The following is a 21,429-nucleotide window of genomic DNA, read 5'->3' as shown; positions in this document are numbered from 1 at the left end:
AATCCACGCGCGACGCGCTGAGGCGGATGAGATTTCTGTGACTTGTGATGCAGATGGGGTCAGTCGACGTGGCGCTTTCGAGGTCGGCCTAAAAACGACGCGACCCCGACCGGGAGTCCCGGTCGGGGTCGCGTACGAGTAGAGCGTTACTGATCAGATCAGCGGAAGAAGCCTCGCTGGTAGGCGCTCCACACCATGTCCTGCCAGTAGCCCCACGCGTGGGTGCCATTGGCGTCGTAGGTCATCAGGTTGATGCCCTGCGTGAAGGCTGCGACCTCGAATGCCTTGCGCTGTGCCAGCGCCAGCACCTCGAGCGTCGAACCCTTGAACAGGTCGTCGAAGACGTTCGGCAGCGCGTTGTAGCGGCCGAAGAGTCCGTTACCCGATCCGGTGAAGACCTTGAGGTGATGCATGCGGTTGATCAGCATGAACGGGTCGTTGTCGTACCAACGCTGATCCCACGGGGGACCCCACATGGCGTCGACGTTCCACGGCTTGGGATCGACGTCGAGCATGGCCAGTCGAAGCATGGTGTGCATGCCCGGCGCGCTCAGGAAGTCGTAGCCCGAGAGCGAGCCTGCCGCGTAGTAGAGATCGGGGCGCTTGGCCGCGAGGACCAGAGCCGCGTTACCACCGGACGAGATGCCCATGATGGCGTACTTGCCGCCCTTGCCCTTGAAGCCCTTCTGGCGCAGAGCCGGCGCGAGGCGGTTCTGGATCACGCACTCCCACATGTAACGACGCTGCTGGCCGTTGAAGTTACTCGGCGCGTTCCAGTTGGTGTAGAAGCTGGCAGGTCCGCCGATCGGCTCGACGACGTTGACGCCGCGGTTGACCAGCTCCTGGACGTTGGTGTTGATTTCCCAGCCCGAGAAGTCGTACTGGGCGCGCATCCCGTCGAGAAGGATCACGGTGCGGGTGTTGCCCGGCTTGAACCAGGAGCGCACCTTGACCTTGCCGGGAGCCATCGACTTGTTGCCGAAGGCGCCGTTGGTCGGCATGCCGCAGGCGTCGATCCACCACTCGCTCTTGCCTGCGGGGGTTCCGTTGACACGTGCATCTGCGGTACCTGCGCCCGTGATGACCGACGCGAGACCCGCGATCGTCATCAGCGCGACTGTCACCGCAACCAACCGGCTACGCATCCGGAATCCACCGCGTTTCCCGGGCGTCATCGCTCCCGACCTCACCGCTACTCCCATCGACCAAACTCTCCTCTGTTACCAGTCCCCATGCGCCCCACAGGACACACCAGGCACCAGATCGTTACGTGCGCGATATCAACCCGACCGGCTTGGCTACCCCTGGACTACGTTCCCACCCGTCACATGTGGCCTCCGCACGACCTGTGCGAGACACACTCTGCGAGTGCAATACACACCGAATCCGGTGCAATGCACAATGACTCGGGAGCCTATTGCATAGTCCAACACACTGACAATCAGTGTGACCGTCGCCACATGGACCGTCTTACGACGTCGACGTGGTGCCGATCGACCAATACCGCTCGGTCTTATCTCTCATCGCTTTATCAGGCTCCGACGTTACCTATCCGATACATAACAGGACAAATCTGTCAGGCGCTTAGCCACCCTTAAGGTGTCTGACCTGCACAGATCGTTGGGTGATTTGTCCAGATTGTGACGCTCATCTCGGGTGCATGCGGGGCGGAACGGGCAGTCCGCAGCGCTGGAGTTCGTACTCCGGGTTGCGCTGAATGCGGTAGTCGGAGAAGCCGAACGACTGCGGCAGATTCTTCTTGAAACGCTCGAAGGACCACGTGTCCTTATACGACTCGATCCGATCGACGGTCTGCGAACACGTCAGCGCTTCCTTCGCCTGCGCAACCATGTCCTCGTCGAGGAAGCCCGGCAGCACCGGCCATTTGGGATAGGCGCCGGACTCCGCGATGACCCACTCGGCGGGCAGGTTCTTGTCGTGCCCGATGCGACCGTCCTCGAGGCGTTCGGTGTGTGCGGCGATCGGGTACGCGAGGCCCATCTGATCGATCACGCGGACGTCGAGCGGAGCGTTCATGCTCGTCATCCCGAGATTGAGGAAGTAGACGGTCGCCTTGCGCTCTGCCTGCGGGGTGTTGTCCGGCAGTTTGGCCACGTACCACTCGTCGTAATTGTTCGACGGCAGGATCACTCCACCCTGCGTCCGGTACTCGTCGATCCGCTCGACCATCGCACGCATGCGCGGGTAGTCGAGGTAGTCGGCTGCCGTGACCGGATTCTCGTTGCCCATGTTGGTGACGTAGAACCGACGCTCGTCGACGATGCCGCTGCGTCCGATGTCGATGCCCGCGTTGGGCAGCACCTTCTCGTGGCAGACGATCGCCCACACGAGCGTCGTGATCCACAGCGCAGCCATCACGGTCGCACCGCCGAGTTGCACCATCACGCGTCGGCGCCGACCCCGGTCCTTTACCGCGTCGACGCCGCGTCCGAAGGCCGCGCGGACATCGGCAACAGCGGGCAGCGAGAGCGGTATGACCATGACCGGGAGCAGGATCGTGAACATCGGCGTCAGCAACACACGGCCGTGCATGAAGTCGCCACCCTGGCGCAGCCAGTAGACGCCGACCACGAATCCCGCGACCACGATGGCCACCGTGACGGTCGTCGGAGTCTGCAGATTGCGCGACCATCGTGACAGTCGCTCGCGCACCGTCGGGCGTTCTGAGTCCTTCGACGACCCCGCGCCGCTCGAGTCGTCGCGTGTGGCCGCGCGGTTCATCCGAATGCCCACGACGATCAGGACTCCCGCAACGATCGCGAGGACGACCGGAAGAACAAGCGTGTACGGCCCGAAGAGGTTGCCGAGATAGACGAAGCCCTGATGCCACTTGGACCCGCTCGCATCCTTCGCGACGGCGGGGTTGGGAATGAGCAGTGCGTAGTAGCCCATCCGGAAGATCTGATAGCCAACCGGCAACACCGCGGCGCACAGCACAACGCCGACGCGCATCTTCCACGTCAGCGGCGCCAAGAAGACCAACAGCAAGGCGATTCCACCGACCACGGCGAGTTCCGGACGGATCAACGGGGCGAGACCCGCCCAGAATGCGAGGAACAGCGTCGCCGCTGCTCCTCGGTATCCCGCGTTTCTCTGCGCGCCCTCCGGAGCGGCACCACCGGACCGTCTTCGGGACCAGGCGATCAGCAGACACCAGAGCACCGCGACCCAGAAGATGCACAGCCCGTTTTCCAGACCGCTCGTGGCGAAGTCACGCGCGGGTGGGATCGCGATGTAGATGATCGCTCCCAGCGGCAGCAGCAGCGTGATCCCTGTCGCAGCGGGACCGGTGATGCGCGGTCCGAGTAGTCGTGCCGTGCCGTACATCGCGATCGGGATCGCAGATACCGAGAGCACCAGCGCGACCCACAGGGCGACGTATTCGAGCTGACCGTCGGTCACCCATGCCCAGAACCACAGCAGGTAGGTCCACGCCGTCGACGTGTTCGCCTCGACACGCTCGCCCGCATTGAACACCGGGCCGTTGCCTGCGAAGAGGTTTCGCAGCGTGCGCAGCACGATCAGACCGTCGTCGGCGATCCAGCGGCGCTGCCACGCACCGATCGCGAAGAAGGTTGCGACCCCGATGGCCCCGATCAGGAAACTGACCGTCGCCGTCCACTCACGCGGCCCCCACGACGACAGAAATCGCCGACGCCCCGCTCCCGGCGGGGGGACGGTGGCTGCACCGTCGTCGGCCTTGTCACTCTCGTCGTCGACCTTGTCGTCATCAGGGCCGACGTCTTCAGAGCCGGGGTCTTCAGAGCCGACGACCCCGTCGTCGCCGTCCCCGCCGACGGGACCGGGTTCCGGATCGGCGGCACCAGACCTCTCACCGATGACGGGGATCACCATCGTGACGTCGGTGCCCACGGCTCGGTCGGCGTCGTCGTACGAGTCTGCGGTGCCGGGGATCTCTCGAAGTCTGTGTCGCCCCGCGCGAGCGGGCTCGTCACGAACGTCAGACGACATAGACCGCGACACCAACACAGACGATCCATGCCAGCGCCAGGATCTGCAGAATGCGGTCGCCGAAGGCGATCTCTTCGGGTTCGCCCGCGGTACCGCCGTCGACGACGACGGCATAGCGCAGAATCGCGATGGTGAACGGCACCATCGAGATGGCGTACCACACGTTGGTGTCGTGCCCGGAGTTCTTGTCGAACGCCCACAGCCCGTAGAACGCGACGACGAGCGTCGCCGACAGCGTCCAGACGAAACGCAGGTAACTCGTGGTGTAGTACTGCAGCGACTTGCGGATCTTTGCGCCGGTTCGCTCGGCGAGAACCAGCTCGGCGTAACGCTTGCCCGCTGCCATGAACAGCGATCCGAAGGCCATGACCAGCAGGAACCACTGCGACAGTTTGATGTCGGTCGCGGTACCACCGGCGATCGCGCGCAGCAGGAAGCCGGACGAGACGATGCAGATGTCGATGACCGGCTGATTCTTGAGCCCGAAACAGTAGCCGAGCTGAATCACCAGGTAGATCGCGATGACCACCGCGGTCTGCCAGTTCGCCGAATAGGCGATCAGCAGCGACGCCACGCCGAGCACCACCGCGAGTACGTACGCGAGCTTGACCGGCACCACGCCGGCGGCGATCGGCCGATAACGCTTGGTCGGGTGGTTGCGATCGGATTCGACGTCGATCGCGTCGTTGATCAGGTAGATGCACGACGCCGCGAGACAGAACGCCACGAAGGCGATACCCGCGCGGCCGAGCACGTGTGCATCGGTGATGCTGCCTGCGGCGAGCGGAGCTGCCAGCACCAGGACGTTCTTCACCCACTGGCGTGGGCGGAGCGCCTTGATCAGGCCGTCGACCCGGTTCTTGGGCGGGCCGACCTTCTTGCCGTGCTCGATGGGCTCCTCGCTCATGCCTCTCCTCGGTTCCTGATCGCCCACGCGGCCGCTGTCCGTGCGGTCTGCCCGGGCACCAGTGCAAGTGCACCCGCTCGGGCCGCCACACGCGCGGTGCGCGTGGCACGCGGATGCCCTGCAGCCGTGCGTGATGCCTGCTCGAACAGCGTGTCAGCACCGATGACGGCTCCAGCACCCAGCGCGCCGAGTGCGGCTCCCGCGGCGACGTCGCTCGGATAGTGAACCCCGAGCACAAGCCGCGAGGTGAGCATAGGTGGCACCAGAAGTGCCGGTAGCAGGTAGGGCGGCAAACCGGCGGCCCTACCGATCAGAATCGACGCCGCAGTTGTCGACGTCGCGTGCGACGACGGGAAGCTCAGCTTGCTCGGCGTCGACACCCCGATGCGGATTCTGGGGTCGTGCGGCCGGGGGCGTCGGACGATGCGTTTGATGATCACCGACGCCGCGTGCGTACCGAATGCTCCGACTCCGGCCTCGACCCATCGACGTTGCGCCGTGGCGTCGCCCCGACGACGAGCGACGGCGTACCCGAGTCCCGAGATGGCCAGCCAACCGAGCGAATGCTCTCCGAAATGCGAGAGGGCTCGCGCTGTCGGGAGCACACCGGGTCGGTCGTAGAGCGCATCCTGGATGGCGATCAGCGCGTCGACCTCGCGGCTCTCGCCGCGACTGACAGCATCGTTCGACGACTCGTCGCGTTCCGCGACGTCCCGATCATTCGATTCCGAAGACACCCGCCCAGCTCTCCTTACTGGTCAAGTCCTGATGAGCGGCGCGGTAGCGCTGCGCCATCTCAGGAAACCTCTCGTTGAGTTCACGCACCAGGGCAGCCGATTCGCGTGCGAGCGCGATCATCTTGTCGCGGTCTCGCTGGCGATACACCACTCCCCGACCATCTGCCGTGGTGACGGTGACGCCGTCGACCCGCCCGAGCGAGAACCACCGCGCCTCGATGGGCGGGTAATTGGCTTGCGGCACCTCGTGATGACGAGGGTCTGCCGGGCGCAGGTTGTTGACCACCGACGCCGCGAGCGCCTTGATCTTGCTCACCGGATTGGTCGGCACGTTGACGCCGAGATGCGTTGCCTCCCCGCTGGTTCGAGGCAGTTCGGTCGCCGAGGGCAACACGACCGCGTCGGGGTACTGCTTACGCATCTCCGCGATCTTGGGAAGCGCTGTCGGCAACAGGTCGCGGATGTGATCGGGACCCGCGAGGAAGTCGCGGATCGCTTCGTTCTGAATCGCGACCGTCGAATATTCAAGGCTCAGAAGGTGTTTGGCAGTCGCCTTGACCATCGACTGCAGAATCCCCTTGATCGGACCGTCGTGGTGGATCGAGGCGACGACGAGCCGGTTGCGCAGGTGGAAGTACGCCTGCCAGTCGATGGCGTCGTCCTTGTCACTCCAGGCCATGTGCCAGATGGCGATTCCCGGGATCGTCGCCGTCGGGTAGCCCGCTTTCGCGGCACGCAGGGCGTACTCCCAGTCGTCCCACTTGATGAACAACGGCATCGGTAGGCCGATCTGCTCCGCGCACTCACGCGGGATCATGCACATCCACCAGCCGTTGCCCTCGACGTCGATCCGACGATGCAGGTTTTTGGAATTCTCCCTGTCGCGCAACGGGTACTGCGCGAAGTCGTGGTCGTACTCGACGAAGGGTGCTGCCGTCCACATGAAGTTGTGGTGATTGATCACCTCACCCATCGAATGCAGGTGACTGCGGTCCTGCAGGTTGAGCATCTGACCGCCAACAAGCATGGGCGACTTGGCAAATCGCGACATCGCGAGCGCGCGCAGGATGGAATCCGGCTCGATCGCGATGTCGTCGTCCATGTAGAGGATGTACGGGCTGTCGGTGAGTCGCAGCGCCTCGTACATGATGCGCGCGTAGCCGCCCGAGCCGCCGAGGTTGCCCTGGTCGAAGATGTGCAACCGATCGCCGAGCGCTGCGGAAGCTTCGTCGAAGCCAGGCTCGTCGACCACGTTGCGCGTGCCCTGGTCGGGCATCAGCACGGCGTCGATCACCGCGTCCACCAACGGATCCGACGTGAGCGCGGCCAGTGCATTGACCGCATCCGTCGGCCGGTTGAAGGTCGGGATGCCGACGGTGACGCGCTTGGTCTCCGGGCCCGTGGCCGCTGCAACCGCCGAATACCAACCCGCCGAGACGATTTCGGTGTCGGTGTCGGTGGTGACGTCGAACCAGATCCATCCGCCGTCCTCGAATGGCCCGAGGTCGAGCTCGAATTCGATGACGCCGTAACCATGTTCGTCGGTGGGCACCAGGTCGCCGCCGATACCGATACGCGAACCGTCGACCTTGGAGCGGTACAGGTCGACACGGCACGTGCCGCGGACCTCGACGCGCAGCACAACCGACTTCAGGACCGACCAGCGTCGCCAATACGACGCCGCGAACGCGTTGAAGTACGTCTCGAAGCTGACCTCCGACTCGCCGGCGAGAAGCACAGACGTCCTGGTCGGCGCGTGGGCACGACGAGTGTTGTTGTCGGACTCCACCTGATAGAGCGAGCGCACGTCGATGGGCTCACCCGGCCGCGGGAAGATGACCCGCTGCAGCAATTCGACGGCCTTCGACTCGGGAACGCTCGGCGCCGTCGCCGGCTGCGCCCCGGTGGTCTCGATCGTCTCGACAGACGTCGTTTCGTTGGAAACAGTCACACTCATCTACTCCGCCTCCGCCAGCGGCGCACCGTCACTCAGGTGCGGCGCCAGCGTGTTCTCGAACATGGTGAGCGCACTCGCGATCGCCATGTGCATGTCCAGGTATTGGTAGGTGCCCAACCGGCCGCCGAACAACACCTTGGCGTCTGCGGTCTCGGTCTTGGCAAGCTCCCGGTAGGCGGCGAGCTTGTCGCGGTCCTCCGGGGTGTTGATGGGGTAGTACGGCTCGTCGTCGTCGTTGGCGAATCGACTGAACTCGCGCATGATGACGGTCTTGTCCGTCGGATAGTTCTTGCGCTCGGGGTGGAAGTGGCGGAACTCGTGGATGCGCGTGAACGGGACGTCGGCGTCGTTGTAGTTCATCACCGGGGTGCCCTGGAAGTCGCCGGTCTCCAGCACCTCGGTCTCGAAGTCGAGGGTGCGCCATCCCAGGCGTCCCGCCGAGTAGTCGAAGTACCGGTCGAGCGGGCCGGTGTAGACGACCGGCGCGTCGGGGTTGGCGGCGCGAATCTCGTCGCGGATGGCGAACCAGTCGGTGTCGGTGCGCACCTCGATGCGCTCGTCGGCAGCCATGTTCTCCAGCCACGCGGTGTACCCGTCGACCGGCAACCCTTCGTAGGTGTCGTTGAAGTAGCGGTTGTCGAAGGTGTAGCGCACGGGCAGCCGCGTGATGTTCGACGCGGGCAGATTCTTGGGGTCGGTCTGCCACTGCTTGGCCGTGTACGCCTTGATGAACGCCTCGTACAGCGGGCGCCCGATCAGGCTGATCGCCTTCTCCTCGAGGTTCTTGGCGTCCTTGGTGTCGATCTCGCTGGACTGCTCGGCGATCAGCGCGCGCGCCTCGTCGGGGCTGTAGTACCGGCCGAAGAACTGCGATACCAGGCCCAGTCCCATCGGGAACTGGTACGCCTGGCCGTCGTGCAGCGCGAACACCCGGTGCTGGTAACCCGTGAAGTCGGTGAACTGATTGACGTAGTCCCACACCTTCTTGTTCGACGTGTGGAACAGGTGGGCGCCGTATTTGTGCACCTCGATACCGGTTTCGGGCTCGGCCTCCGAGTATGCGTTGCCGCCGATGTGCGACCTGCGCTCGACCACCAGAACCCGCTTGTCCAGCTGGGTCGCCGCGCGCTCGGCGATGGTGAGACCGAAGAACCCGGATCCGACGATGATCAGATCGAAGGCGGAGTTCGACGCGACGGTGCTATTGGTGGCCACGGGTGTTCAGGGTAACGGACCCGACAACGGAGCTATCCACACACGCAGGGGAGTCGTCCACACACGCGGGGGCAGCGTCATCGACACATGCAGGGTCGAGGTGGTCGACACACGCGAACACCCTGAGACGACGTCGCGAGTCCCCTGTTCGGATGTGATGTGCCCCGAGCACACAATTAAGGCTGGCCAGGGCCGGTATGATCAATACATCGGGCTGTAGAGAACGGCTCACCGAAGACTGTGCGACGCAGTTTGTGTACCGCTGTTCGAGTACCGCGGATTGCGCAACTCCCCGAGGAGTCCGCCAATGACCTCCCAGCACATCACCCCACCAGTCTCTCTGCGTAGTTCTTCGACGTCTGACGTCCCGATTCCGCCCCGCACGCCGATGACCCGGTTCTTTCCCGCGCCGACGCACAGTCAGCCACCGCAGTCGTTCGGCACCCCGGAACCGGAGTGGCTGACCTGGCTGGCTTCGCAGAGCTGGCCACAGGTTGCCTTCGACATCGATCGCCTCGTCGTCGTCGCAGCTCATCCCGACGACGAGATCCTGGGGGCCGGTGGCCTCGTGCATGCCGCGGCGGCGAACGGCATCGAGGTGGTCACGATCTGCGCCTCCGACGGCCATGCGACCCACCCCGGATCGCCGGAGCAACTGGCAAACCGTCGACACCTCGAACTCGACACCGCGTCGATGCTGCTCGGCCTCGATCTCCCGCGGTGGGGCGGCCTCCACTCGGGAACCCTCGAGCAGTACCCCGACCGGCTCGACGCGATGATCACCGACGCCCTCGACGACCGGCCGGGCGCCCGAAACGGCCTCTTGGCCGTCTGGGATCACGACGGCGAGGCCGATCACGAAGCCGTCGGCCAGGCTGCCATGCGTGTCGCGAAACCACGCGGTATCCAACTGTGGATGTACCCGATCTGGCTCTGGTACTGGGCACACCCCGGCGACGCGAATGTGCCATGGCACCGTGTGCAAACCATCGGCGTCTCGCCGATCGTGATGGCCGTGAAGAATGCCGCTGCGCGATCCTTCGCTGAGCAGAAGCGCCCCCGCAACGCGGACGACAACCCACAGCCCATTCTCGGCAGCTCGATCACGTCGCATCTCCTCCGGGGTACGGAGTATGTTTTCGGCTGAAAGGTCGCGGCCAAACGTCTCTGCACAGCACCAAATGTGCGCCTGTGACGAAGTGCTGTGTGGATGCCTTGCCGAAGGAGTAACCGTTGACTGACCTCACCTCGCGGACAGACGCACCGACCACGTGGACGGGCACTGAGATCGCACAGAAGAGTTCGGAGATCGCTCGCATCGTCGCGCAATTGCAGTCGGAGAGCACCGACAGCGACATGCTGCTGCGCCTGTTCACCAAAGCAGCCGCCGAGGCGATCGGCTCTGACTACGCCAGCATCACGATCGTCACCAACGGTCGCATCGAGACGCCTGTGATGCTCGGCGAGATCGCCGCGCAGTCGGATGCGCTTCAGCAGGAACTCGGCGAGGGGCCCTGCATCCGCTCGGCCACCGACGACACCACGATCTGGATCGACGACATGCGTCGAGAAACACGATGGCCGACGTTCTGCGCGGCGGCCGCCGACCTCGGCATCGGGTCGATGGCGTGCTTCTGCCTCTACATCGCAGGCGAAGAGCGCGGCGCCCTCAATCTGCACAGCACCGTTCCAAACGCGTTCGACGACGAGTCGCGAGCACTCGGCCAGTTGTTCGCGGCACACACCGCAACCGCATTCTCCGCGGTGCGCGAAAAGGAACAACTCCGAACGGCACTGAGTTCACGCGACCTGATCGGCCAGGCCAAGGGCATGCTGATGGAGCGCTACCGACTCACCCCCGACCAGGCGTTCAGCCTCCTCGCGCGGCTCTCCCAGGACTCGAACACCAAACTCGTCGACATCGCCTCACAGGTCGTCGACGCCGGCCCGGAGTAGTTGGCTCGGGGTCGTCGGCTGGGGGTCGTCGAGTCGGGTTCGCGGACAGGGCGGGCTCCGACGTCCAGCGATCCGTATGACGTTTGCCCCGGAAGTCGGCCCGGATTGTCATACGGATCGGGCTGTCATACGGATCGAGTGCCCACACCGATCGAGCCGCCGTCGAACCCCGGTCAGCGCAGCCGGTCGGCGCGCGGGAAGCCGAGCACCGGGACGCCGCCGCGCTGCTGGAAGTCGGCCAGCCCCTTGCCCGCGAGCGCGTGGGCGCCGGTCGGCTGGCTGAAGAACATCATGCCCTTCTGGAAGAGCTGCGTGACCCCTGCGCCGTCGGGTGTGAGCGTCGGGACGCCGACCGCCTGGCCGAGCGGTCCGGTGACGCCACCGAGATCGCCGAGCTTGCCGTTGATGGCGTCGGTCGCGATGCCCAGGAGCTTCGACGACCCCGGCACGAGGTTGTCGGCCAGCCCGGACAGCGAGTCGGGGATCAGCGAGCCGAGGTCGGCGGAACCCAGTCCGGCGCCGGCGCCCGGCCCCGTCGGCGGTGTCACGATCTTCGGCTTGCTCGTCTGGCCCTTCACCGAGAACCACGACGATTTGAGCTGCAGCTTGGTTCGGACGTCTTCGCCGGTCGCTTCGACGGTGCCGCCCGAGCCGGATACCCGGACCCGCAAGGCGCGTCCGTTCTCTGGCCCGAGTCCGTTGGCCTCGATCACCTCGAAACTGCGCAGCGCACCGACCCCGAAAGCAGACGCGATGCTCGCGCCACTCACGGTGGCGGTCCAATTGTGTTCCGGCGCAATCGAATCACCCTCGTCGACGACGGCCGGGAAACGTCCACCCGCGGTGTAACCACCGGTCGACGCGGAGAACTCCGTGAACGCGGGCTGGCCGTTCTGCCGCAGGATCTGTCCCGCGGTCGCGTCGGCCGCACGATTCGTCCGCGGGTCCTCACCCGCGACTCCGCCGTACATCTGGGAGTTCTGCGTGTCGTCGATCTTCTTGCCGCCCGCGATGGCCGAGAGCGCGTAGCTCCGCGCGACGACGGCCTGCGCCTTGAGCGCTTCCATGCCGCCCGAGTCGCCCCAGCTCGGAATGCTCTCCTTGGCGATCACACCCTTGACGTAGTCGTCGAGGTTCAGCTTGTTGACCACGCGTCCGCCGTCGAACCCGAGCGAACCCCGATACGCCGCATTCGATCCGCAGAACTTCAGCAGCTCGGCACCGGGGCGATTGGTCGCCGGGTTGATCGGATCGACGAAGGTCGCGGGCACCGATTGCACCGCGCCGCCGCCACAGCCGTTGGTGATGGTCGCGGTTCCACCCGAGAGGCTGACAGCCTGCCCGGGCTGCACCTGCATACTGCCCACACGCGCACCTGCATCAGCGCGGACGTTGACCGCGGACTGCTTGCTCAGTCCGACGGTGATGTCAGGCCGGTCGGCCTTGCTCAGCGTCGTCCCGCCGTAGAAGTGCTGCAGGATCTTCGACGACGACCAGCCCTTCTTGGCGTACCCGAACGCACCCCACTGGCCCATGCCGCGGCCGTGACCGTGCCCGTGTCCGATCAGGACCACCCCGGGGTCGGCCACGAGACCGATGTCGGATCGCGCAGAGAAGCCGTCGCCCGCGATGACCCCTCCCACCAGCAGCGCAGGGGCAACGGCACAGACGACCGCAGACGATGTTCGACGACGTCGACTCCCCGGACGCGCCCGGGAGACGAACGGATTCGACAGTCGGAGTTTCACGGCTGTCCGCACCTCCAGCGCGCAGTTGGTCAGACTCTCCCCATCGAGGTCTGTTACAGATGTGACTAATGGGACGTATGTGACCATAGTGATTCTTCTTCCAAATACCAACCTCAGGGCATAACAACCGCGTCACGAGTTGGACGGCCCCCTCGCCCCGACCACGCGCGCATCCACGCCCAGTGGGCGCTCCATACAGCCGACTGGGCGCTCCGTAAAGCCGAGCGGGCGTTCCGCCGGCCGACTGGGCGCCTCCTCGCGTCGACTGGGCGCTTCGTAAAGCCGACTGGGCATGCCCACATTTCGGATCGTCGCAGTTCTTAACCTGTCGGTCGCTCACGACGCTTCCTATCGTTCGACGCACCACCGCGGCCCGTCTGCCGCACGCCATCACGCAGATCGACGATTCACCGACATCGCAACCACACCGACTTCCACCTTCAGGGGACACCTCATGACAAACACGCTCGACGCCGCTCCCGAGACCCAGATCTCGCGCCTCACGGTGCCCGAGATCGACGACCTGCCCGACGACCTCCAACGCCAGATCCGTTCCATCGAGCGTCAATTGGGCTACATCCCCAACTGGGTGCGCGCGTTCGCGCTCGGTGGCGCACACGCCGCGCGCTTCAACGAGTACATCCTCGGACTGCTCGACCCCAACGCCGGCCTGCTCCCCTACGCCGACCGCGAACTGATCGCCACAGTCAGTTCAGCCGAAAACGGTTGCTCCTATTGCCGTCTCAATCACGCCGTGAGCCTCGGCGATGCACTCGGCGACAAGAAGCTCGGCACCCGAATCGCCGTCGACTACCGCGAGGTCCGTGAACTCACCGCCCGCCAGCGCACGCTCGCCGACTTCGCGGCCACACTCTCGGTCCGCCCGGGCGAGGTCTCCGACGACGACCTCGACGCGCTGCGCGACCTCGGACTCGACGACGCCGCGATCTACGAGGCGATCCAGGTGGTCGCAGCCTTCGCCGCAGCGAACCGGTTCAGCATCGCACTCCAGGTACGCCCCGACGACCAGTTCTTCGACTGACACCCACCGCCCAGCATCGCCACAGCGGAAAACTCACAGCCAAAACTCCACCGCCGCAACTCCATAAAGGGAATCGCCATGACAGAGACAGCAATTCAACCGACCACCACCGGATGGGTGATCCCGGAGGACACCCTCGAACGCTTCCGCGAGCGCGCCGTCGCCCATGATCGCGACAACACCTTCTTCGCCGACGACCTCGCCGACCTCTCCGAACTCGGCTACCTGCGCGCAACGCTGCCGGTCGAACGCGGCGGCCTCGGCCTGACGCTGCACCAGCTCAACGCCGAGCAGCGTCGCCTGGCCACGTTCGCACCTGCCACCGCGCTCGGGATCAACATGCACCTGTACTGGGTCGGCCCGATCACCGATCAACTCGCACAGGGCAATTCAGATGTCTCCTGGCTCGCCGACGAGGTCGCGGCGGGCAAGGTGATCGCCGCCGGACACGGCGAACCCGGCAACGACCTCGTCATCGACGATTCGACGACCATCGCGACTCCGGTCGAGGGCGGTTACCGCATCACCGGCCGAAAGATCTTCACCTCGCTGTCACCGGCGTGGGATTGGCTCGGCGTGCACGCCCGCGACAACTCCGATCCCGAGCACCCAAAGATCGTGCACACCTTCATTCCTCGCGGAGAAGAAGGCGTCACCACCGTCGAGACCTGGGACACCCTGAGCGTGCGGGCAACAGCAAGCCACGACACCCTGCTCGACAACGTCTTCGTTCCGCACGAACGCACCGTCGGCGTCGTCGAACTCGGCGAGCAACCCACCGGATACGTCGCGGGTATCTTCCCGTGGGTGCTACCAGCGCTCGGCAACATCTACGTCGGAATCGCCCGCCGTGCACTCGATCTCGCGATCGCGTCGGCGACGTCGCGCAGCGCGCTCAGCCTCGACGGCGAGACCGTCGCCCACAAGCCATTCACGCAGTATCACGTCGCGGAGGCCGAACTGGCACTCGAAGCCGTGACCGGCGCACTGGACGATCTCACCAAGTCGCTCACCGCCGGTGAGGATCTCGGCGACCGCGCCCTCCTGCGCCTGTTCGCCGCAAAGGAGAACAGCACCCGGGTCGCCCGACAGGTCACCGACCTTGCGCTCGAGATCGCGGGAGCCGGTGCGCTGCATCGTCGTAACGAGTTGGAGCGGCTCTACCGCGACGTACGCGCGGGCAGCTTCCACCCACCGAACTCCGACGCGGTGCGCGCCTTCGTCGGGGCCTTCGCGCTCGGGCTTGTCTGAAACCCCTTAGCTTGCGCGGTGGTTCTACCCGAACCACCGCGCGAGCACCCGCGCGACGCCGTCCTCGTTGTTGCCGACCGTCACTTCGTCGGCGGCGGCGATCGCAGCCGGATGCGCGTGTCCCATCGCGACTCCGTGCCCGGCCCAGGTGAGCATCTCGACGTCGTTCGGCATGTCACCGAACGCCACGGTGCGCTCGCCGGAAAGCCCTGCGAGGTCGATCAGTTTGTCGAGACCCGACGCCTTGTGCGTGTCGGGCACCGAGAGCTCGATCAGTCCGTTGTCGGTGGAGAAAGTGACCTGCGCGATGCCGTCGACCTCCGGCAGAAGTCGCCGCGCCATCTCACCACTGGCCAGATCGGGCTGTCGCACAAGAAGTTTGACCACCGGCTCCGAGTAGACCTCGTCGTCGCCTACCTCGATGTGGTCGGGGTTGAGCCACGCGTGTCGATAACCCGCGGTCGCCACGAACGGCGGTGTCGCAGCGTCGAATTCCGACGAGCCGACCCGTTCGCCTGCAACCCCGGCGTCGGGAAGACACCGCGCGATCACCTCGCGGAGCACCGCGAGCCGATCGGTTTGCAGCAGAGCCGAATACACGATCTTGTCGTTCGCGACGTCGTAGATGATCGCACCGTTGGCGCACACCGCATATCGCACGTTGACCGCGGAACCCGGGAATTGGTCGGTGATCTCGGCGATCCAACGAGGCGGCCTGCCCGTTGCCAGGACGAACTCGGTGCCGGCATCACACGCTGCTCCGAGCACGCCGATCGTGAAGGGCGACACCGTGTTCTGGTCGTCGATCAGGGTGCCGTCGACGTCGCTGGCAATCAGTGTCGGCGGGCCGTCGAATCCGACTGTGCTCTCGCCGGTCGACGCTGCGGATGCGTCACTCACCATTGGCCTTTCGCTCGCGGGCAGCAGCCTTGCGCTCGGCTTCGTCCTTCTCGATGACCGCAGCCTCCTCGGGTGTGGGCGCCGAACCCCCGAGTCGGTGGGGCACCCAGAACTCGCCCTCCGGATGCGACCCGTAGTCATCCTGAACACGCAGGAGCTGCTCATGCATCACATCCCGTAACCGCGATGTCTCCTGCTCCGAATTACTCTCGGGCGCAACCATTATCGGACTGCCGTAGCGCACGCGCACCGGAATCCGACTGCGCCCCATGTCACGTGGGCCGCCCTTGGTCCACTGTCGCTGCGCTCCCCAGACGATGGTCGGAATCAACGGCACCCCTGCCTCTGCGGCCATGCGCACCGCACCGGTCTTGAAGTCCTTGAGTTCAAAGCTGCGACTGATCGTCGCCTCCGGATACACCGCGACGATCCGACCCTCTCGCAGCGACGAGACCGCGCCCCGAAAGGCCTCGACACCTTGCGATCGATCAACGGGCACGGAGCGGGTGCGGGTGATCAAGAACCGCATGATGGCGATATCCATCATCTCGGACTTGATCATGAAACGCGTTCGACGCCCCGCCTGGTACACGCCGTACGCTGCGGGCAGGAAGTCGACGTAGCTCGTGTGGTTGATCACCAGGACGGCACCGCCGTCGGCGGGGATGTTGTCGAGACCGTCGAATCGGAGATCCATCTTCTGGCCGCGGACGATTCCGGTGGCGATCAGTTCGAGAACACGGAAGACCGGCTCCCGACGCGACGAGTCGCCGTTGTCACCTCTCGACTCAGAACTCACCCGTCCAGCCTATCGGGCAGCCCGCCGCCCACCTGAGGGCAACCACTCTGGGTACCTACTCCGGCGACGACTCGTCACGCGCCGCCCTGCGCGCGTCCCGGGCAGCCTTCTCCTCGGCGTCCAGGCGGTTGGCTTCCTCCAGCGTCGGCGCCGAACCTCCCAGTCGCGCGGGCACCCAGAACTCGCCCCTGGGGTGCTCACCGTAGGCGTCCTGCAGTTCGAGCAGCTTCTCGCTCATCGACTTGTGCAACTGCGCGGTCAAGGTGTCGGGGTCGCCGACGGGCTCGATCGGCTCGGCCACGCCGACCATGATCTTGTAGCCCGTGCGGCCGAGTTGCTTGGGGTATCCCTTGGTCCAGACGCGCTGCGCCCCCCAGATCACCGTCGGGAGCAGCGGCGCCCCGGACTCGAGCGCCATGCGTGCGGCACCGTTCTTGAAGTCCTTGAGCTCGAAACTCCGGCTGATCGTCGCCTCCGGATACACCCCGACCAGCTCGCCCTGCTTGAGGTACTCGACTGCCTGGTGATAGCTGTCGGCGCCATTGGCCCGGTCGACCGGGATGTGCTTGAGCGCCCGCATGATCGGCCCCGAGACCTTGTTGTCGAAGACCTCTTTCTTCGCCATGAACCGCACGTACCGCTTGCCCTGGAGATACGCCGGGATGCCCGCGTAGGTGAAGTCCATGTAGCCCGTGTGATTGAGCGCGACCACGCCCGGCCCGCTCTTGGGGACGTTCTCGACGCCGGAGATCTCGAACTTCAGGCCTTCGGCCAGCCACAACAGTCGCGCGGTTGTGATCACAGAGGCGTACACGGGTTCCATGTGTCGAGCTTAGCCAGTGCCGCAACACCTGAGCGTGACTCATCTACACCCGCGGGCACATACGAGGAAGTGCGCCCTGTCACAGCGATCGAGAACGGTACCGAAGCCCCATGACGCGAGTTGCACGCAGTCGATAGATTGGATGGTCGAGAGCTCCACCGCGCGACCCGTCGAACTTCAGCCCCCCGCGCGAACACGAAAGGCCCCACGTGCAGATCACCAGCATCGGACACGCCGGTTTCCACCTCCAGACCAACGCAGGCTCGATCCTCTGCGATCCCTGGACCAACCCGACGTACTTCGCGTCGTGGGTGCCGTTCCCCGACAACTCCGAACTCGACTGGAAAGCGCTCGGCCAGTGCGACTACCTCTACGTCTCGCACCTGCACCTCGACCATTTCGACGAGCGCAACCTGCGTGAGAACGTCAGCAAGGACGCGACGGTCCTGCTCCCCGACTACCCGGTCCCCGACCTCAAGCGCGAGCTCGAGAAGCTCGGGTTCACCAAGTTCGTCGAGACGACCGACTCGGTCAAGACCACGGTCAGCGGCCCCAAGGGCGACCTCGACATCATGATCATCGCGTTGCGCGCACCCGCCGACGGCCCGATCGGCGACTCCGGCCTCGTCGTCTCCGACGGCGAGACCACCGCGTTCAACATGAACGACGCCCGACCGATCGACCTCGACGTCATCGCCGAGCAGTTCGGCCACGTCGACGTCCACATGCTGCAGTACTCGGGCGCCATCTGGTACCCGATGGTCTACGACATCCCGAAGCGCTCCAAGGCCAACTTCGCCGCGCAGAAGCGTCAGCGCGGCATGGACCGCGCCCGCTCCTACATCGAGCAGGTCGGGGCGACGTGGGTCATCCCGACAGCAGGCCCACCGATGTTCCTCGACGACGACCTGTTCGAGCTGAACGACTTCGGCTCCGGGATCGACGATCCATCCCAGAACGCACGGCCGGGCGACGTGACGTCGATCTTCCCCGACCAGGAGACCTTCCTCGAGCAGATGGTCATCCACGGCACCGACGACGGCGAGCATCACCGCGGCCTGATGATGGTGTCGGGATCGACGGCCCGCTTCACCGGTTCGACGCTCGACGAGGTCAGCCACCCGTACGCCCCGCACGACGTGTTCGGCGAGAACAAGCAGGCGTACCTCGAGCAGATGAAGGAGAAGTTCGCACCGGTCATCGCCGCGCAGAAGGAAACCTGGGCAGTCGACGACGGCGAGTCGCTCCTCGAACCTCTCCGCGAGTTGTTCGAGCCGATCATGGTGCAGTCGGACCTGATCTGCGACGGCATCGGCTACCCGGTCGGCCTGGTCATCACCCCGGACTTCCGTAGCAAGGACGGCGCCGACCACCCGCAGGCGCAGACCGTCGTCCTCGACTTCCCCAACCGCATCGTGCGCGAACCGAAAGAGGGAGAAGGCAAGTACCGCTACGGTTTTCGCATCGCCCCCGAACTGGTGCGCACGGTGCTGCGCGATCAAGAGCCCGACTGGGTCAACACCATCTTCTTGTCGACGCGGTTCACCACGTGGCGCATCGGCGGCTACAACGAGTACCTCTACACCTTCTTCAAATGCCTCACCGACGAGCGAATCGCCTACGCCGACGGCTGGTTCTCCGAAGCCCACGACGACTCGGCGTCGATCGTCAAGGACGGCTGGGAGATTCAGCGCCGCTGCCCGCACCTCAAGGCCGACCTCTCCAAGTTCGGTGTGATCGAAGGCGAGAAGCTCACCTGCAATCTGCACGGCTGGCAGTGGGACCTTCCGTCGGGGCGCTGCCTGACGTCGAAGGGACATGAGTTGCGCTCCAAGCACATTGACGCGCCGTGACAGTCCTGAGCGTGACAACCCAACTGTGACAACGGAACCGGGCCAGCGCACGTACGCCGGACGTCCCGTCGCCGACCGGCTGGCGGAGAGGCGTCGACGCTTTTTCGACGCGGCACTGGGCGAATTCGCCTCCGCCGGCTACGCCAAGTCGTCGGTGACGTCGATCTGCCGAGAAGCGGGTCTGTCGCGTCGACAGTTCTACGAGCTGTTCTCCGACCGCGAAGAACTCCTCGTCGCGCTCTACGACGAGATCCAGGGTGCCGCCCGAGATGCCGTCGCAACCGCGTTGTCGGAGAGCACTTCTCGTGACACGCACGTATTGGCTACCGCTGCGATGCGCGCCTACATGCGCTCTGTGGGCACCGACCCCCGGCGTGCCGAGGTGTCGTTCGCACAGATCGTCGGAGTCAGTCCGCGTGTCGAACAGCACAGACTCGACGGCCGCGACGAGTGGGTGTCGTACTTCGTGGCCGCGATGTCGGCCTTCGCGGGAAGGCCTACCGACTCACGCACTGATCAGCTCGGAATCGCCTTCGTCGGCGCGCTCACCGCGATCGTGCACCGCTGGAGCCTCTCCCCCGATCCCGAGTCGATCGACGACGTCGTCGAACTTCTCGCCGACGTCCTCCTGGCGTTCGCTGAAATCTGACCCCTCTGAGGATCCGACCAGCCTGTCGAGATCTGGCCAACTCCGCGCCGATCTTGTGTGCCACACCACACTGGAGTAGCTTCTCCCCACAGTGAGACGTTGGTGTCTCACTCATTGGCAGCGAGGAGTCATGCAGGTGAGTCGGGGAACAGGTCACGCAGTCAGGCGTGTGTGGGCGGTCGGGGTTGCGGCACTGATGGCGCTCGGATTGATTGCGGGAGCGTTGACCTCCGGCGCAGGGCAGGCGTCGGCGGTGCCGGTCGCGCCGGCGCTCCCCTTCCCGGTTCCGCCGGCCATCCCCGAGTTCGACAAGGGTTTCTACTCGCCACCCGCGCAGATCGTGGCCACCAAGCGGCCCGGTGAGCTCATCGCGGCTCGACGGGTCAACTTGGCCGCGCTCTCGATCTTTCCGTTGAACGTCGACAGTTGGCAGTACTCCTTCCGCTCGACCAACACTCGCGGCGAGCCGATCGCCTCCGTCGCCACCGTGCTGAAACCTCGAGGCGGTGCGAAACCCGGTCCGTCCAAGCTCGTCTCGTGGCAGTCGGCCGAGGATTCGACGGCGCAGTACTGCGCGCCGTCGTATGCATTGCAGCAGGCCTCGATTCCGGGAACCCTGACCGGCTCGGTCGATTCCACCTTTGAACTGCTCCAGATCACGTCGCTTGTCGCGGCCGGCTACTCGGTGGTGATCCCCGACCATCAGGGACCCGATTCCGCTTTCGCCGCAGGCCCTCTCGCCGGGCGCATCACCCTTGATGCGATTCGGGGCGCTCGGAACTTCACGCCGCTGGGACTCAAGCGCGACCTGCGCGTTGGTCTGATGGGCTACTCCGGTGGTGCCATCGCGACCGGCTGGGCGTCGGAGCTTCACGAGTCCTATGCTCCCGAGCTGCCGATCGTCGGGGCAGCCGAAGGTGGCGTGCCCGCGAACATCCGCGCGCTCGTCGACCTCGCCAACAACAACGCGGCATCCGGCCTCATCCTCGCCGGGGTGATCGGTGTCAGCCGCGAGTACCCAGAGCTCGCGGCTTTCCTACGCGCACATGCCAACCCGCTGGGCAAGGCGCTCATCGCGGGCAAGAATCCCCTGTGCCTCTCCTACCAGGCGGCGCTCGCCCCGTTCCTCAACATCAAGGGACTGATCGACGTCCCCGGTGACCCACTGGACTACCCGACACCACGAAAAGTGCTGAACGAGTTGAAGATGGGGCGCAACACTCCGACCTTCCCGATGTTCATCTACCAATCGAATCCCGACTGGATCGCCCCGGTTGGTCCGGTCAACACCCTCGTGAAGACCTACTGCGCAACGCCGGGAGCCGACATCCAGTACACGCGCGACCACTTCAGCGAGCACATCACGCTGGCCGTCGAAGGCTTCGCTCCCGCACTCGTCTGGATGGCAGATCGCCTGGACGGCAAGCCCGTTCGACGTGGATGTTCTACGAGCGACCAGGGAACGATGGCACTCAACCCCGACACCTGGCCCGCTTTCGTCAACCTCGTCGGCAACAACCTCGCGGCGCTCGTGGGGCAGCAACTCGGTCGAGACCCGGTGCACCCCTGATCGCCAACACCTGACACACCCGGCTGCAC

Annotated in this window: 17 protein-coding genes; 7 read left to right on the top strand and 10 right to left on the bottom strand. The window is 65.1% G+C overall.

Going from position 1 to position 21,429, the window contains the following annotated elements:
- Window positions 1-158 precede the first annotated feature (158 nt).
- From RND64_RS01445 to glf, 6 genes are all read right to left on the bottom strand, one after another.
- Complete coding sequence (locus RND64_RS01445; RefSeq protein WP_049700194.1) at window positions 159-1,175, bottom strand: alpha/beta hydrolase; 1,017 nt, start codon at window positions 1,173-1,175, stop codon at window positions 159-161.
- A gap of 472 nt (window positions 1,176-1,647) precedes the next feature.
- Window positions 1,648-3,993: a flagellar motor control protein ZomB gene (gene zomB, locus RND64_RS01440; RefSeq protein WP_270484961.1), complete on the bottom strand. Its 2,346-nt coding sequence runs from the start codon at window positions 3,991-3,993 to the stop codon at window positions 1,648-1,650.
- Window positions 3,983-4,900 carry a decaprenyl-phosphate phosphoribosyltransferase gene (locus RND64_RS01435; protein ID WP_049700195.1) on the bottom strand — a complete coding sequence of 306 codons (918 nt, stop codon included), beginning with the start codon at window positions 4,898-4,900 and terminating at the stop codon, window positions 3,983-3,985. Before RND64_RS01435 ends, zomB begins: the two co-directional genes overlap by 11 nt.
- A complete protein-coding gene (locus tag RND64_RS01430) occupies window positions 4,897-5,637 on the bottom strand; it encodes a phosphatase PAP2 family protein (RefSeq protein ID WP_270484964.1) in 741 nt (246 codons plus the stop codon). Before RND64_RS01430 ends, RND64_RS01435 begins: the two co-directional genes overlap by 4 nt.
- Window positions 5,618-7,594, bottom strand: coding sequence for a glycosyltransferase (locus RND64_RS01425; RefSeq protein ID WP_270484965.1), 1,977 nt, complete (start codon window positions 7,592-7,594; stop codon window positions 5,618-5,620). The genes RND64_RS01430 and RND64_RS01425 overlap by 20 nt, the downstream gene beginning before the upstream one ends.
- Window positions 7,595-8,809: a UDP-galactopyranose mutase gene (gene glf / locus RND64_RS01420; protein WP_270484968.1), complete on the bottom strand. Its 1,215-nt coding sequence runs from the start codon at window positions 8,807-8,809 to the stop codon at window positions 7,595-7,597.
- 307 nt (window positions 8,810-9,116) lie between these two features.
- Here glf and RND64_RS01415 point away from each other — a divergent pair, with 307 nt between their 5' ends.
- Both RND64_RS01415 and RND64_RS01410 read left to right on the top strand, forming a co-directional pair.
- A complete protein-coding gene (locus RND64_RS01415; RefSeq protein WP_270484973.1) occupies window positions 9,117-9,956 on the top strand; it encodes a PIG-L deacetylase family protein in 840 nt (279 codons plus the stop codon).
- Window positions 9,957-10,042: 86 nt separating this feature from the next.
- A complete protein-coding gene (locus RND64_RS01410) occupies window positions 10,043-10,765 on the top strand; it encodes a GAF and ANTAR domain-containing protein (protein WP_270484975.1) in 723 nt (240 codons plus the stop codon).
- 173 nt (window positions 10,766-10,938) lie between these two features.
- Here the strand turns inward: RND64_RS01410 and RND64_RS01405 are convergent, their stop codons facing one another.
- Window positions 10,939-12,513 carry a SpoIID/LytB domain-containing protein gene (locus RND64_RS01405; protein ID WP_270484978.1) on the bottom strand — a complete coding sequence of 525 codons (1,575 nt, stop codon included), beginning with the start codon at window positions 12,511-12,513 and terminating at the stop codon, window positions 10,939-10,941.
- Between the two features lie 454 nt (window positions 12,514-12,967).
- Here RND64_RS01405 and RND64_RS01400 point away from each other — a divergent pair, with 454 nt between their 5' ends.
- Complete coding sequence (locus RND64_RS01400) at window positions 12,968-13,555, top strand: peroxidase-related enzyme (RefSeq protein WP_005206242.1); 588 nt, start codon at window positions 12,968-12,970, stop codon at window positions 13,553-13,555.
- Window positions 13,556-13,633: 78 nt separating this feature from the next.
- The gene (locus RND64_RS01395; protein WP_331436402.1) at window positions 13,634-14,806 is read left to right on the top strand and encodes an acyl-CoA dehydrogenase family protein; all 1,173 of its coding nucleotides are present in this window, start codon (window positions 13,634-13,636) and stop codon (window positions 14,804-14,806) included.
- Between the two features lie 24 nt (window positions 14,807-14,830).
- Here RND64_RS01395 and RND64_RS01390 read toward each other — a convergent pair whose 3' ends face one another.
- The 3 genes from RND64_RS01390 to RND64_RS01380 are packed head-to-tail and all read right to left on the bottom strand — an operon-like array spanning window position 14,831 to window position 17,328.
- A complete protein-coding gene (locus tag RND64_RS01390; protein ID WP_331436401.1) occupies window positions 14,831-15,709 on the bottom strand; it encodes an HAD family hydrolase in 879 nt (292 codons plus the stop codon).
- A complete protein-coding gene (locus RND64_RS01385; protein ID WP_331436400.1) occupies window positions 15,699-16,505 on the bottom strand; it encodes a lysophospholipid acyltransferase family protein in 807 nt (268 codons plus the stop codon). The genes RND64_RS01390 and RND64_RS01385 overlap by 11 nt, the downstream gene beginning before the upstream one ends.
- 55 nt (window positions 16,506-16,560) lie before the next feature.
- A complete protein-coding gene (locus tag RND64_RS01380; RefSeq protein WP_331436399.1) occupies window positions 16,561-17,328 on the bottom strand; it encodes a lysophospholipid acyltransferase family protein in 768 nt (255 codons plus the stop codon).
- Window positions 17,329-17,537: 209 nt separating this feature from the next.
- Here RND64_RS01380 and RND64_RS01375 point away from each other — a divergent pair, with 209 nt between their 5' ends.
- From RND64_RS01375 to RND64_RS01365, 3 genes are all read left to right on the top strand, one after another.
- The gene (locus RND64_RS01375) at window positions 17,538-19,181 is read left to right on the top strand and encodes a Rieske 2Fe-2S domain-containing protein (RefSeq protein WP_331436398.1); all 1,644 of its coding nucleotides are present in this window, start codon (window positions 17,538-17,540) and stop codon (window positions 19,179-19,181) included.
- 25 nt (window positions 19,182-19,206) lie between these two features.
- Window positions 19,207-19,830: a TetR/AcrR family transcriptional regulator gene (locus RND64_RS01370; protein WP_331436397.1), complete on the top strand. Its 624-nt coding sequence runs from the start codon at window positions 19,207-19,209 to the stop codon at window positions 19,828-19,830.
- Window positions 19,831-20,026: 196 nt separating this feature from the next.
- Entirely contained in the window at window positions 20,027-21,400 is a 1,374-nt protein-coding gene (locus RND64_RS01365) for a lipase family protein (protein ID WP_331436645.1), read from the top strand.
- Window positions 21,401-21,429 lie beyond the last annotated feature (29 nt).

It is taken from the genome of Gordonia sp. w5E2 (assembly GCF_036540975.1).
GTDB classification, from domain to species: domain Bacteria; phylum Actinomycetota; class Actinomycetes; order Mycobacteriales; family Mycobacteriaceae; genus Gordonia; species Gordonia jacobaea.
The sequence above is the reverse complement of the archived record's forward strand: the minus strand, read 5'-3'. Positions and strand labels throughout refer to the sequence as shown.

What these genes read in the sequence shown, in the direction of transcription:
- RND64_RS01390 (WP_331436401.1), bottom strand. Translation starts at nt 15,709, where the DNA reads ATGGTGAGTGACGCATCCGCAGCGTCGACCGGCGAGAGCACAGTCGGA.
- RND64_RS01380 (WP_331436399.1), bottom strand. Translation starts at nt 17,328, where the DNA reads ATGGAACCCGTGTACGCCTCTGTGATCACAACCGCGCGACTGTTGTGG.
- RND64_RS01365 (WP_331436645.1), top strand. Translation starts at nt 20,027, where the DNA reads ATGGCGCTCGGATTGATTGCGGGAGCGTTGACCTCCGGCGCAGGGCAG.
- RND64_RS01425 (WP_270484965.1), bottom strand. Translation starts at nt 7,594, where the DNA reads ATGAGTGTGACTGTTTCCAACGAAACGACGTCTGTCGAGACGATCGAG.
- RND64_RS01415 (WP_270484973.1), top strand. Translation starts at nt 9,117, where the DNA reads ATGACCTCCCAGCACATCACCCCACCAGTCTCTCTGCGTAGTTCTTCG.
- RND64_RS01400 (WP_005206242.1), top strand. Translation starts at nt 12,968, where the DNA reads ATGACAAACACGCTCGACGCCGCTCCCGAGACCCAGATCTCGCGCCTC.
- RND64_RS01395 (WP_331436402.1), top strand. Translation starts at nt 13,634, where the DNA reads ATGACAGAGACAGCAATTCAACCGACCACCACCGGATGGGTGATCCCG.
- RND64_RS01435 (WP_049700195.1), bottom strand. Translation starts at nt 4,900, where the DNA reads ATGAGCGAGGAGCCCATCGAGCACGGCAAGAAGGTCGGCCCGCCCAAG.
- RND64_RS01445 (WP_049700194.1), bottom strand. Translation starts at nt 1,175, where the DNA reads ATGACGCCCGGGAAACGCGGTGGATTCCGGATGCGTAGCCGGTTGGTT.
- zomB (WP_270484961.1), bottom strand. Translation starts at nt 3,993, where the DNA reads ATGTCGTCTGACGTTCGTGACGAGCCCGCTCGCGCGGGGCGACACAGA.